This is a genomic window from Pseudoalteromonas sp. L23 (assembly GCF_021728455.1).
GTDB lineage: Bacteria > Pseudomonadota > Gammaproteobacteria > Enterobacterales > Alteromonadaceae > Pseudoalteromonas.
This window is the reverse complement of sequence record NZ_JAKKCW010000005.1, coordinates 250,652-263,840: the sequence shown is the minus strand read 5'-3', so window position 1 is coordinate 263,840 and position 13,189 is coordinate 250,652. Positions and strand designations below refer to the sequence as shown.

15 protein-coding genes are annotated in these 13,189 nt (G+C 42.6%); 7 read left to right on the top strand and 8 right to left on the bottom strand.

Features of this window, described 5'->3' with window-relative positions; translation table 11 throughout:
• The first annotated feature begins 64 nt into the window (after window positions 1-64).
• The 7 genes from L3V43_RS11320 to L3V43_RS11290 all read left to right on the top strand — a co-directional run bounded on the left by L3V43_RS11320 (window position 65) and on the right by L3V43_RS11290 (window position 6,551).
• The gene (locus tag L3V43_RS11320; RefSeq protein ID WP_010374035.1) at window positions 65-277 is read left to right on the top strand and encodes a DUF1414 domain-containing protein; all 213 of its coding nucleotides are present in this window, start codon (window positions 65-67) and stop codon (window positions 275-277) included.
• Window positions 278-281: 4 nt separating this feature from the next.
• On the top strand, window positions 282-1,802 hold the full coding sequence (locus L3V43_RS11315; protein WP_235367744.1) for a DUF3413 domain-containing protein: 1,521 nt from the start codon (window positions 282-284) through the stop codon (window positions 1,800-1,802).
• A 65-nt stretch (window positions 1,803-1,867) separates the two neighbouring features.
• Complete coding sequence (locus L3V43_RS11310; RefSeq protein ID WP_102056954.1) at window positions 1,868-2,344, top strand: hypothetical protein; 477 nt, start codon at window positions 1,868-1,870, stop codon at window positions 2,342-2,344.
• A 162-nt stretch (window positions 2,345-2,506) separates the two neighbouring features.
• Window positions 2,507-4,231 (top strand): bifunctional isocitrate dehydrogenase kinase/phosphatase, encoded by a 1,725-nt coding sequence (gene aceK, locus L3V43_RS11305; RefSeq protein WP_010604991.1) that lies wholly within the window; start codon window positions 2,507-2,509, stop codon window positions 4,229-4,231.
• A 16-nt stretch (window positions 4,232-4,247) separates the two neighbouring features.
• Window positions 4,248-5,186, top strand: a complete 939-nt coding sequence (locus tag L3V43_RS11300) for a LysR family transcriptional regulator (RefSeq protein ID WP_010604992.1) — start codon at window positions 4,248-4,250, stop codon at window positions 5,184-5,186.
• Between the two features lie 99 nt (window positions 5,187-5,285).
• Complete coding sequence (locus L3V43_RS11295; RefSeq protein WP_235367743.1) at window positions 5,286-5,660, top strand: hypothetical protein; 375 nt, start codon at window positions 5,286-5,288, stop codon at window positions 5,658-5,660.
• A 282-nt stretch (window positions 5,661-5,942) separates the two neighbouring features.
• Entirely contained in the window at window positions 5,943-6,551 is a 609-nt protein-coding gene (locus L3V43_RS11290) for a MarC family protein (RefSeq protein WP_017219127.1), read from the top strand.
• A gap of 37 nt (window positions 6,552-6,588) precedes the next feature.
• On the opposite strand, the gene mltG is transcribed toward L3V43_RS11290, so the two are convergent.
• The 8 genes from mltG to rpmF form a co-directional block, all read right to left on the bottom strand.
• On the bottom strand, window positions 6,589-7,560 hold the full coding sequence (gene mltG, locus L3V43_RS11285) for an endolytic transglycosylase MltG (RefSeq protein WP_102056956.1): 972 nt from the start codon (window positions 7,558-7,560) through the stop codon (window positions 6,589-6,591).
• Window positions 7,561-7,565: 5 nt separating this feature from the next.
• Entirely contained in the window at window positions 7,566-8,405 is an 840-nt protein-coding gene (gene pabC / locus L3V43_RS11280) for an aminodeoxychorismate lyase (protein WP_010604996.1), read from the bottom strand.
• A 33-nt stretch (window positions 8,406-8,438) separates the two neighbouring features.
• Window positions 8,439-9,677 carry a beta-ketoacyl-ACP synthase II gene (gene fabF, locus L3V43_RS11275; protein WP_010604997.1) on the bottom strand — a complete coding sequence of 413 codons (1,239 nt, stop codon included), beginning with the start codon at window positions 9,675-9,677 and terminating at the stop codon, window positions 8,439-8,441.
• A gap of 86 nt (window positions 9,678-9,763) precedes the next feature.
• A complete protein-coding gene (gene acpP / locus L3V43_RS11270; RefSeq protein WP_010374019.1) occupies window positions 9,764-10,000 on the bottom strand; it encodes an acyl carrier protein in 237 nt (78 codons plus the stop codon).
• Window positions 10,001-10,216: 216 nt separating this feature from the next.
• The gene (fabG, locus tag L3V43_RS11265) at window positions 10,217-10,963 is read right to left on the bottom strand and encodes a 3-oxoacyl-ACP reductase FabG (RefSeq protein ID WP_102056958.1); all 747 of its coding nucleotides are present in this window, start codon (window positions 10,961-10,963) and stop codon (window positions 10,217-10,219) included.
• 13 nt (window positions 10,964-10,976) lie between these two features.
• The gene (gene fabD / locus L3V43_RS11260; RefSeq protein WP_237116514.1) at window positions 10,977-11,903 is read right to left on the bottom strand and encodes an ACP S-malonyltransferase; all 927 of its coding nucleotides are present in this window, start codon (window positions 11,901-11,903) and stop codon (window positions 10,977-10,979) included.
• Window positions 11,904-11,956: 53 nt separating this feature from the next.
• Window positions 11,957-13,003, bottom strand: coding sequence for a phosphate acyltransferase PlsX (gene plsX / locus L3V43_RS11255; protein ID WP_010605000.1), 1,047 nt, complete (start codon window positions 13,001-13,003; stop codon window positions 11,957-11,959).
• Between the two features lie 11 nt (window positions 13,004-13,014).
• Window positions 13,015-13,185, bottom strand: coding sequence for a 50S ribosomal protein L32 (rpmF, locus tag L3V43_RS11250; RefSeq protein WP_010374010.1), 171 nt, complete (start codon window positions 13,183-13,185; stop codon window positions 13,015-13,017).
• Window positions 13,186-13,189: the final 4 nt, after the last annotated feature.

The following is a 13,189-nucleotide window of genomic DNA, read 5'->3' as shown; positions in this document are numbered from 1 at the left end:
TTTGTTTTTCACGCCTCTAATGTTAAAATGTAAAAATTATTGCTTTTATAAATTGAACCAACTGATGCCTATCCAATCAAAGTATTCCAATAAACAAGTAGAAGAAATTGTTGACCAATTAGTTAATGTATTAAGCTCGCAAAACGCACCAGTTGATCTCAGCTTAATGTGTTTGGGTAATTCTATCACGCACATTCTAAAAGAACATGTTCCAGAGAGTAAGAGACAATCTGTTGCCGAAAATTTTGCCAAAGCACTTACACAATCAGTAAAGTAACGGAATGAATCTTACACCGCACAGTCCTTTTTCATCAAAAGCAAGTCAATTACTCAGCTGGGGACACTGGTTTACCTTTGCTAACATTGGCTTGGTTTTATTGATTAGCTCAGTTTATTTGTTCGCCGACAAAGCGCCAAGTACCTTTGTCGGTTGGTTTTATATGCTGATCACGTGGATAAGCCATACCAGCTTTATCACTTTTTGTGCGTTTGTATTAACTATCTTTCCGCTTAGTTTAATATTCCCTTACCCGCGACATATTCGCGGGATGGCTGCAATTATTGCCTCGGTTGGTATTGTTGTACTAACAGTGGATGCCTTTGTTTACCTACAACTTGGCTACCATATAAACCCAGCTTCGCTTTCCGATATTTTTGTTTTATTGTGGGAAACCTTAGTCGGATCATCCCTCATTAATCTCATTGTTACCATTGCAATGCTTGGACTGGTGCTCACTTTTGAACTACTCGCAGGTAATTATGCTTGGCGTCATTTGGCCGAGCTTAAATCCTATAAATTCCCTCGCTATGCAACGGGGACCATTGTTACCTGCTTTGCGCTCAGTCACAGCCTGCATATTTGGGCCGATGCGAATGCCTTTTTCGATATCACTAAGCAAGATAATGTATTACCTCTCTCATATCCTACAACCGCAAAGAGCTTACTCGCCAGACACGATTTACTTGATATCGAGCAGTATGAAGAAGCGCACTCACTAAGCATTGGTGATACGCATTCAAAATACAAAGCCCCTGTAATTTCGGCGGTATGCAAAGAAAAGAAAGATACCACAGAGCAACCTATCAACGTTTATGCTTACACAGATGAGGCGCTTTTCCAAAAAACAGCAACAGCACTTCAGAGCAACGGTAAAAATAACGTGTTCCGAATGGATTCTGTTTTACGCGCAGGAAATAGCAGCGATGCACTATTCAGCCTGGTATACGGTCTACCGAGTTATTATAAAGAGTCTGTCCTGCTACAGCAGCAAGTTCCGGTATGGTCAATTAATAATGACTTAATGAGTGTTAATGCTAACGGCGAGTTCTCTTTTGTACCCTCTCATCAAACAAGTAAATTAACAATCATTGAAGTAAGTGACGAAATTGACATTGATAGTTCAAAGCCGTTCGTGGCAATTGATATTAGTGCACAGCAAGCGACGGTATTAACCAGTTCTGCGGTAACGAACATTGAGCTGTTTGCTCAGGCTTCTGGTCTTGTGCAGCCCAATGACATCACCTACACCCTATTAAGCTCTTATCTAGGCTGCGACCCCCTTGCTCAACAAAGTATGCTGGCATCGAACATTAAAACTCGCTCTCATGCAGAAGGCGTTAACTTTACGCAAGGTGTCTTAGTTGCCTTCAAAAAAGACAAAATCACCTTAGTCAATCAAGATGGTAGCTTCAAGCAGATGTCAGCAAAGGAAGGCTTTGTGTTAAACGGCAATCTAGATATTCCATTTTTAATACAAAGTATTAAGACATTAAAAAAATTCACAGCCCCTGAAGCGCAATAACCTTGAACAAAATGGGATGTCATCTATGGTTAAGTAGATATTAACTGTTACAGCAAGGATGCCAGATGCAATTATATCTAAAACTACTCGTACTGATTTTTGTCTCTACTCATTGTTTCGCCACAACAACGGTAAAATACTTTAAATGCACGACCGACAGAGGCATCGTTTTTAGCCAATTTCCCTGTTCGGCCAATGCGACCCAGCATACGATAACCACATCCGATCCTAAAGCCTCGGCTCCCTCAGAGCAGCACTATAAAACGTTAAACAATTTGGAACGTAACCAAATTGCGAAAAGGACAAAGCGTGCACTCAGAGCCAAACACCATGAAAAAGCCGTGCTCAATCGCAAAAGAGATACCGCAGTTAGAGAGCAACAAGATCAATTAACTAAACTGATGAATGAAGACAGGCGCAAAAAGGTCGTCAGACAAGTTAAAAAGGAAATAAAGGCCATTAATAAGGCACATGCTAAAGCGATTAAAAGCCTAGAGAAAGAGATTTCAAAATTAGAAAGGCAACTCAAAGAATATGAGTGATATAACCGCTCAATTACATTGGTTGTTTTTTGAGAATCACACTTGGTCTATGCGCATTCGCTATAGTTATGCAAACACCTTAACTGGTATTACCAGATGACTTTTCGCACATTACCTTGTAAAGTGAAACCACTCCGCGTGGATAATTTATGAGGGATGTAGATGCAAGCACAGCAGTTAGCAGAGCGAATTTTATCAGGTTTTCAAAACCACTATCACGCATTTGTAAAAATTACCAAACTGGCACCCATCGCTTTTGCTGCTCAAAATTGGGGAGAGATAGAGCGGATAAGTAAAGCGAGGATCAGCCAATACGATAGTAAAGTTGATGAAACCGCACAGAAGTTAATACAACTCTATGGCTCTACGCAACTGGATGAATCGCTATGGTATAAAGTAAAACAGGCTTACCTTGAGCGTCTTACCTTTCACCCTCAACCAGAGCTTGCTGAAACTTTCTATAATTCAGTTTTTTGTCGCCTCTTTCACCGCCGATATTACAATAGCGATTTCATTTTTGTTGAAACCCAGCTTGCTAACGCCACATCACTCCCTGTAGAAGCAGAGTATCGAAGCTATTTTCCAGTCGTCAGTGGCCTCAAACCCACCATCAAAAGAATCATTGAACACATTGACTTTCATTGTGAATTTGAAGATTTAGATAGAGATATTCGACTACTCGTTAAGGCGTTTCTTAAACAAGCACCTAACACGCATCATCAGGCACACTTAATGCGCTTCGACATCCTCAGCGCACCTTTCTATCGTAATAAAGGCGCCTATATTGTCGGCCGAGTGGTATCTAAATCTGGTGTACAGCCGTTTATCATTTCGGTATTACACGCACAAACTGGGGGCTTACTGATCGATGCGCTGCTTACCAACAGCTCACAAATGCGGGTGATTTTTGGTTTTGCGCGGGCTTACTTTTTAGTAGAGACCCACGCCCCATCTGCGCTAGTTAAGTTTTTAAATCAACTCATGCCAAATAAAACAAAGGCTGAGCTTTATAACGCCATCGGCTTTCATAAACAGGGGAAAACCGAATTTTATCGTGAGTTTTTACACCACTTAGCTAATTCCGAAGAACAATTTGAAGTCGCTCCAGGTACGCCCGGCATGGTAATGATGGTATTCACTCTGCCAAGCTTTCCCTATGTTTTTAAAGTGATCCGTGACCAATTTCCAGAAAGTAAGCCATTTACAAAAACAACCGTTCTAGAGCGGTATCAACTTGTAAAACGCCACGATCGCGTAGGTAGAATGGCAGATACAATTGAATATTCCGATGTGGTGATCCCACTTGCACGTATTTCACCAGCCCTTTATCAGCTATTGCTGGACTCTATCTCTCAAAGTATACGTATTGAGGGGGATAATATGGTGATAAAGCACTTGTATATTGAACGCCGTATGACACCGCTCAACCTCTTTGTACAGCAAGCCGATGAAGAAACGTGTGAGCAAGTCATTAGAGATTACGGCTATGCGCTCAAAGAAATGCTCGCTGTAAACATTTTTCCAGGTGACATGCTGTTAAAAAACTTTGGCGTGAGTAAACACCATAGAGTTATCTTCTATGACTATGATGAGGTGCAATATCTCACGGAAATGAACTTTAGAGCGCTGCCAAAACAAGGGCTAGATAATATGTACGACTCTGGCGATATTTCCAGTGCACCACAAGACGTCTTTCCTGAACAGTTGTGTACATTTGTTCTGACAAATCCTACACTAAAGGAAATGTTTCTGCGCCATCATGCTGATTTGGCTGAGGTGTTGTTTTGGCAGCAAGCACAACGAGATATTCGTGAGAAAGTCGTAAGACATATTTACCCTTATCCACATGACAATCGCTTTCTCCAAAATGCCAAAAAAGAAGAATAATACAAAGGAAAACTGAGTGAACATTAGTAAAATTGACCTTAACCTGCTGGTTTACCTCGATACCTTACTTCGAGAATGCAATGTAACACGTGCCGCAAATCAATTAAGTATTACCCAACCGGCAATGAGTAACGGTCTTAAGCGTCTCAGAAACCTCTTTAATGACCCTATTTTAGTACGTACCAGCGAAGGCATGGTGCCAACAGAGCGCGCGCTTGAGCTACAGCCTGTGATCCGTGGCATACTCATGACTTTGGAAGAAACCTTAGCCCCTAACAGGGAGTTTGAAGCAGCGAGTAGTAATCGAGTGTTTAGGATTATGGCCAGCGACTATGCTGCAAGTACGCTTGCGCCGAAACTTCTAACTAAACTTCATGAGGAAGCCCCAGATACGACCCTTGATATTCTCACGCCGAGTGATGTTACTTTTCATGATGTAGAAAATGGCAAGGTAGACATGGCAATTAACCGCTTCGAAAATCTACCGCAATCGTTTCACCACAAACGAATTTGGAAGGATAGTTTTTGCTGTCTGGTGAAGTCCGATAACCCCGTTATTACCAACTTTACGCTTGATGCCTATTTAAAATCTCGCCATATTTGGGTAAGTAAAACCGGATTTGGTGTTGGGGTCGGAATGGATCCCGCCGATGTACAGAAACTTGGCTGGGTTGACGAGGCACTCGCACACTTTGGAAAACACAGAAACATCGCAACTTTTACACGTAATTACCACGTTGCAATTCACTTAGCAAAAGAGCAGAACTTAATCGCAACATTACCGTCAAAAGCCGCGAATATCTATCGTGATGATCCGACCTTAACAGTTTTGGAGCCGCCATTCCCTATTCCGCCGTTTGAGTTAGATATGATTTGGAGCCCGCTATTACACCGTGATGCAAGCCACATTTGGCTGAGACAAAAAATCGCTGAGGTAGCTGAAGAGCTAGCATAGCGATATAACTAAGCTTTGCTTTGGTGCGCTTTTTGAAATTGGTATCGCCAGCTAATTGAACTATCCTTTTATCTATATGCATAAAAGGTGCAATAGAGCATGGCAAAATTCTCTTATAGAGCAACGGTTGATAGTAAAGAGAAACTTATCCACGCAGCCGCATACGGGGAATGCGTGGAAGCCAATATCATCGAGATGTACAAAAATTTAGGGCTTGCACTTAAATCGAATCAGCTAAAAAGTTTAGTTATCGACGTCTCTCAATTACATATCACCTACGACTATCCAAGCGTGCTAACCGTTTTACAAAAACTCAATCAATTTGTCGATGGGGTTACTCTTGCCCGAGTTATCTCCCCCTCAGACACCAAAAGTGGATTAATTGAAGCATTTGCTGACAAGCACGGCTTAGCGATTAAAAACTTCGAGAACTACAACGACGCAGTAGCTTGGGTACATGCTGTGAATACATAAAATAATTAAGGAAATTCAGAATAAAGTCATGAAATTAGTGATATTATTTGCCGTTGGTCAATAGCAGATGGCCAACCATAAGTAATACCAATTGAATTAATTCTCTAATCAATTTGAAGGGTGAAATAGCATATTAGCTTCGTTAAAAATTTCTCATTTAGAACAACTAAATAGCAAAATTTTTGCCTTGCTACTAAAGCTATTTCCCCGCTTCAAGATAGATCATTTACTTAATACAACTGGTATAATTTGTGAACAACCTTTATTTCATAATAGGGAACTATGGAACACTATATCTCAACGTTCATTTTTTTCTTTGCGGTCATCGACCCCATTGGCACTATACCGGTATTTATCGCAACCACCACAGGCTTTGATATTGCGACGAAACGAAAAATAGCGGTAAAAGCTACACTGGTTGCAGCCATTGTGTTGCTGTTTTTTATTATTGCGGGCGAAATCATTTTAAACGCAATTGGTATTCCCCTACCTGCATTCGCGATTGCCGGAGGCATCGTACTGTTCATCTTTGCCATGACAATGATTTTTGGCGAGGGTAAGCCAAGTGAAGAGATTAAGTTAGACAGTAAAGCATCCGATACCGCTATTTTCCCTTTAGCAATGCCTTCTATCGCAAGCCCAGGGGCAATGCTAGCAGCCGTTTTGCTTACTAAAAACAGCGAAAACAATGTATTTGAACAACTCCAAACGTCGATTATTATGCTCAGCGTATTGGCTATCGTGTTGATATTTCTACTGGTTGCGACAAAAATTCACCAATGGATTGGTGATAGTGGCGCAAGTATCGTCAGCCGAGTAATGGGACTTATTTTAGCTTCAGTTGCAGTATCTAGTGTATTGGCGGGTATTAAAGAATATTTTATGTTGTAATAGAGAGTAACGAGAGGGTTAGCCCTCTCTTTCGATGTCATTGTTTCAAAATAAATTTCTTCACCGCTTTATTATGTTCAGTCAGTGTTTTCGAAAAGTGGTGTCCACCATCTCCTGACGCAACAAAGTACAAGTATTCGGTTGTTGCTGGATTAAGTGCCGCATGGATCGCAGCACGAGACGGCATTGCAATGGGTGTCGGTGGCAAACCATCAATCCGATAGGTGTTATATGGTGTCTTTTCACGGATATCTTCACGTTTAATATCACCATCAAACTGCTCACCGATACCATAGATAATGGTTGGATCTGTCTGTAAACGCATGCCCTTACGCAAACGATTGATAAAAACGGAGGCAACTTTATCTCGTTCTGCGACTACACCCGTTTCTTTCTCAATAATCGAAGCCAAGATCAAGGCTTCATAAGGCGTGTTTAAAGGAAGATCTGGCATTCTATTTTGCCACTCTTCTTCAAGCACACTCTGCATTTTGGTATGGGCACGTTTAAGTAAGCGCTGTGCTGAATCATTTCCATGATAGTGGTAGGTGTCGGGGTACAACCACCCTTCAGCTGAACTTTGCGATATATTCAGTTGTGCTGTCAGCTTATCAATGTCTTGCGTTAAGTAGGGGGCGCTGAGGAGCTTGTCTTTGACTTCCCAAATGGGCATCCCTTCAATGATTGTAAAGCTAAAGTTGTGTTGCTCCCCGCGACTAATTTTGCTGATGGCATCTAGTACAGTTAGCCCTTTAAGATCGTAAAAGCCCGCTTGTAACGCGAATAACTTAGGCTCTAACTTACTATAAAGTTGATAAGGAAAGCAGTTAGATAACGCCCCGCTACGCTGCCATAGATGACATAGCTGATTGAATGTTTGCCCAGCCTTTATCTCAACTAATGGCTCAGAGATATTAAGTGGTTCAAATTTAACCTTATTTATTTGCTGAGATAACCACCATGACGCTGCTGCTATCAAAAATGCGACTATGATGAACAGTTTTTTCATTTATATTATTTCCCTAAAAATCGCCTTTTCAATTCATGTAAGTCGGCGATATCGAAATGTTTATTCTCAATTCTTACTACAGGTACCAACTGCATTAAACTATTACAAATAAATACACCATCAGCCGCTTGTAACTCGTCAAAAGCAATATTTTTGACCCTAATATCGTGTTTACTTTCAAGTGCGGTTAAAAACACGCCTTTAATGCCTGAGCCACTAAGTTCTGGTGTATACAGCCTGTTGTCTTTAATCATGATGATATTTGCCGCTGACGCTTCAATCACCCTATCATTGATGTCCGTCACAATGACATCGTCACAAACCAATGTCTGAGCATCTTGTTTAATAAGTACTTGTTCTAACCGATTCAGTGTCTTTAATCCAGCGAGTAACGGCTGAATACCCAGTTTAACCCGGCTTAATGCGACTTCAATCCCACTCTGCTGCCAAGTTGTATAGTGTGAAGGAAAAGGTAATATCTGAATACTCACACTCAGCTCAGGCGTCTCAGGAGCTTGATAACCACGGCCCCCTTCCCCTCGAGTGATAAGGAGCTTTAGCACCGCTTCCCTTTTATCTTTAACTTGCTCTTGAACCAAAGACTCGATTTCGCCTAGTCGTAACTCAGGAAAGCCCAAGCGCTGCTGACATTCCACCAGTCGGTTTCTATGAAGTGGCCACAAATCAACATTTCCATCACGGACTAACGCGGTGGTAAAAAAGCCATCGCCATAGGCCAATCCTCTGTCAGTGTTAGAAAAAAGCTGTTGATTATCCACATCACTTTCCTTTTTAAGGGTATCAAAAACATAAAAAAACTCGGCAATGCCGAGCTTTTTTATCATAACCTACTTTGCTATCAAATTACTAAGGCTGATCTACACCTTTTTAAATAGCAACGAACCGTTTGTTCCACCGAAACCAAACGAGTTACACAAAGTGTACTCTAGTTTCGCATCACGGGCAGTATGAGGCACATAATCTAAATCACAGCCTTCATCTGGGTTATCCAAGTTAATGGTCGGCGTTACTTTTTGGTCTTGCAGCGCAAGAATCGAAATAATTGATTCAACTGAGCCTGCAGCACCAAGTAAGTGACCCATCATTGATTTAGACGAGCTCACCATCACATTTTTTGCCGCAGAACCAAATACCGACTTAACAGCATGCGTCTCTGCAACGTCACCCGCTGGAGTAGAAGTGCCGTGTGCGTTGATATAGCCAACCTGCTCTGCATTGATCCCTGCATCATTCAATGCATTAACCATGGCCTGTGCAGCACCTGCACCGTCTTCTGGTGGTGATGTCATGTGATATGCATCGCCACTCATACCAAAGCCAACCAGTTCAGCATAGATCTTCGCACCACGAGCTTTCGCATGCTCATATTCTTCCAGTACGATCACACCGGCTCCATCAGCTAGCACAAAACCATCACGGTCTTTATCCCAAGGGCGAGAAGCCGCTTGCGGATCATCGTTACGCGTAGAAAGCGCACGAGCCGCGCTAAAACCACCCATACCAATTGGCGTTGACGCTTTTTCAGCACCGCCTGCTACCATCGCATCCGCGTCGCCGTACGCAATCATACGTGCCGCATGGCCAATATTATGAAGGCCAGTTGTACATGCAGTCACAATCGAAATATTTGGACCTCTCAAGCCATGCATGATGGACAAGTGGCCAGAGATCATATTGATAATGGTAGACGGAACGTAAAACGGAGAAAGCTTGCGTGGACCGCTATTTAATAGCTTAACGTGGTTTTCTTCAATAAGCGTCAAGCCACCGATACCAGAGCCGATGGCCACACCAACTCTAGCGGCATTCTCTTCGTTAACTTCAAGACCTGAGTCTTTTAAAGCCTGTACACCTGCAGCGATACCATACTGGATGAAAACATCCATTTTTTTAGCATCTTTAGGGGAAATGTACTCAGTGACATCAAAGTCGTTCACTAAACCAGCAAACTTAGTCCCGAAACCTTCTGTGTCAAAATGCGTGATATTGCGAATACCACTACGGCCTTCTAATAAGCCCTGCCAGGTAGATGCAACATCATTACCCAGCGGCGTCAACATACCTAAGCCAGTTACTACGACTCGACGTTTAGCCACGGTGTCCTCCAAAAAGGGATTATTATAATAATTGGGGGGTCTAGAAAGAGTTAGGGCAGCGAGTGCTGCCCTAATAGAAAAGCTAGTTACTCAGCGTGAGCAGTAACGTAGTCGATAGCTGCCTGAACAGTAGTGATTTTCTCAGCTTCTTCATCAGGGATTTCTGTATCGAACTCTTCTTCTAGCGCCATTACAAGCTCAACAGTGTCTAGAGAGTCAGCACCTAAATCATCAACGAAAGACGCTTCTGATTTAACTTCTTCTTCTTTAACACCTAGTTGTTCAACAATAATTTTCTTTACGCGTTCTTGGATGTCGCTCATTCTTCTTTCCTTTATTTAAACGCTACTGCGTTAATTTTCAGATTGCGGCGCAGTTTACGACGCATCATTCTGGGATTCAAGGATTGACCCGTACTTTTTTTTCTGGTCAAACCTGTTACAAAGCTTTGGATCTTTTTATCGCCTATTTTCGTGACGATTTCAAGTACGTTGTCGACAAGATCACAAAAATTTCAATTGATTTGTGATCTTAGCGGGTTAAACCATGTACATCGCACCATTTACGTGCAAAGTTTCACCAGAAACATAAGCTGCCACATCTGATGCTAAATAAACCACAGCCGCTGCGATTTCTTCAGGCTGACCTAAACGACCTGCTGGTACATTCGCCAAAGTCGCTGCTTTTTGCTCATCAGTTAGCTCATCCGTCATGTCTGTCTGAATGAAGCCCGGTGCTACAGTATTTACCGTAATACCACGAGATGCAACCTCACGCGCCAATGATTTTGTAAAACCAATTACGCCCGCTTTTGCAGCAGCATAGTTAGCTTGACCCGCATTACCCATAGTGCCCACTACTGAACCAATGTTAATGATACGGCCATTTTTCTTCTTCATCATTGGGCGAAGTACCGCTTTTGATAAGCGGAAAATGGATGACAAGTTAGTATCGATGATGTCATCCCACTCTTGATCTTTCATGCGCATCAGCAAGTTATCGCGTGTGATACCAGCATTGTTTACCAACACATCGATATCACCTAAGTCTGCTTTGATTGCATCCAAAGTTGCTGCGATTGAGTCGGCATCTGTCACGTTTAGCGCATAACCTTTACCACTTTCGCCTAGATACTCAGAGATACGCTCTGCTCCAGACTCACTCGTTGCAGTACCCGCAACTTTTGCACCTTGTGCCACTAAGGCGTTAGCGATTGCTTTACCAATACCTCGGCTAGCACCCGTTACTAGTACTACTTTTCCTTCTAAAGAAAATAAATTACTCATAATACTCTCGTTATTATTCTGCTGCTGCAATGGCAGCTAAATCATTTACCGACACGCACGACACTGAGCGGTCGATGCGTTTGACAAGACCCGAAATCACTTTACCAGGGCCGAACTCAAAAGTTGTTGTAACACCTTCTTTTGCAACCGCTTGTACAGTTTCAGTCCATCTTACTGGACTATAAAGCTGGCGAATAAGCGCATCTTTTATTGCTGCAGCATCTTTTGCAACAGCAACGTCAACATTGTTAATCACGTCAAACTTTGGCTCTGAAAAAGCGAGTATCTCAAGATCTTTAGCTAATTTATCAGCTGCTGGTTTCATTAATGCGCAATGAGATGGAACGCTAACTGCAAGTGGTAATGCGCGTTTAGCTCCTGCTTCTTTACACGCTTCAGAGGCTCGATTTACTGCTTCAACATGACCCGCAATCACCACTTGACCTGGTGAGTTGTAGTTTACCGGCGAAACAACATCCCCCTGTGCAGATTCGGCACACACCTTAGCAATCACGTCATCATCTAAACCAATAATTGCCGCCATTGAACCCGTACCAGCAGGAACTGCTTCTTGCATGTATAAACCACGTTTTTCAACTAACTTAACGGCATCTGCAAGGGTTAATACTTCTGCACATACTAATGCAGAGTATTCGCCTAGACTATGGCCTGCAAACGTCAGTTCAGCTTCAACACCTTTCTCTTGCCACGCTCTAAAGATAGCGACACTTGCGGTCAATAATGCTGGTTGAGTACGGTGCGTTTGGTTTAATTCTTCTTCAGGACCGTTTAGCACAAGTTCGGCTAAATCGTAGCCTAGTGCTTCTGACGCTTCAGCGAACGTCGCTTTAACGATGTCAGAAGATGCTAATAATTCTGATAACATGCCCACGCTTTGTGAGCCCTGCCCTGGGAAAAATAATGCGATTTTTTGTGACATATTGTGCTCTTATTTTCTCTGTTGTCGCCACGTCCTCATGTCACTTAGAAGTGTTAGGGATGCGGACCTGACGGTTGTTTTTCTGTGTCGACCTGAGCAAACACCGTTTGGATCTTTTCAGGGATCTTACGTTGTACTTCTTGCGCAGCTTCTTCAATCGCGGCTAAAAATGCCTTCGTTGTGGCATTTCCGTGACTTTTCACAACAATACCGCGCAATCCTACCAGACTTGCACCGTTATACTGGTCGGGGTTCACCCTTCTATACAATTTTTTTATAACGGGTCGAAGTAAAAAGGCCAACGCTTTATAAAAAAAGTGCTTTTTTAACGCTTTGCTAAACTTATGCATGATGAGTTTGGCAATCCCTTCACAGGTTTTCAAGGCAACGTTGCCGACAAATCCCTCACACACAATAACATCGGCTTTGCCAGAGAACATATCGCTCCCCTCACAATAGCCTTGATAATTAATAACAGATGAGGATTTCATTAATTTTGCAGCTTGCTTGATACCATCATGACCTTTGATTTCTTCAGAGCCAATGTTTAGCAAGCACACTTTAGGTGAAGGAATATTTAATGCCTCTCCAGCCACGATTGAGCCCATAATACCAAACTGATAGAGGGTCTCAGGGTCACAATGCACATTCGCACCAAGATCAAGCAGATAAACGGGCTGTTTTTTCTCTGTTGGAACGGCTGAAATTAACGCGGGACGCTTGATGCCAGGCAACATTTTTAGCACATAGTGGGCCATAAAAAAGAGCGCACCTGTATTGCCTGAACTTACACAAGCCTGCGCTTCGCCAGATTTCACCAAATCAAGCGCAATACGCATTGAAGACTGCTTTTTATTTCTAAGTGCAGAGGCAGGTTCACAACCGTTAGTGACGACTTCTTTACAGTGTTTAATTTTGAGTCTTGGATGATCCAGCATATTTGCTTTAGTCAAAGCACTTTCAATAACTTGCTGATTACCACAGAGGATTAGATTTAAATTTGGGTGCTTAAGCACAGCAGCGATGGCTGCGGGGATAGATGAACGGGGGCCGTAATCGCCCCCCATCATATCTAACGCAATGGTTAGATCAGTCAGCATAAAGTAATCTCTTACTTAGAAATTACTTTAACGCCTTTGTAGTAACCGTCAGCAGTCACGTGGTGACGACGATGAGTCTCGCCAGAAACCTGATCTACAGTTAGAGCTGGTCCACTGATCGCATCGTGTGAACGACGCATACCACGACGTGCGCGTGACTTCTTGCTTTTTTGTACCGCCATTAGC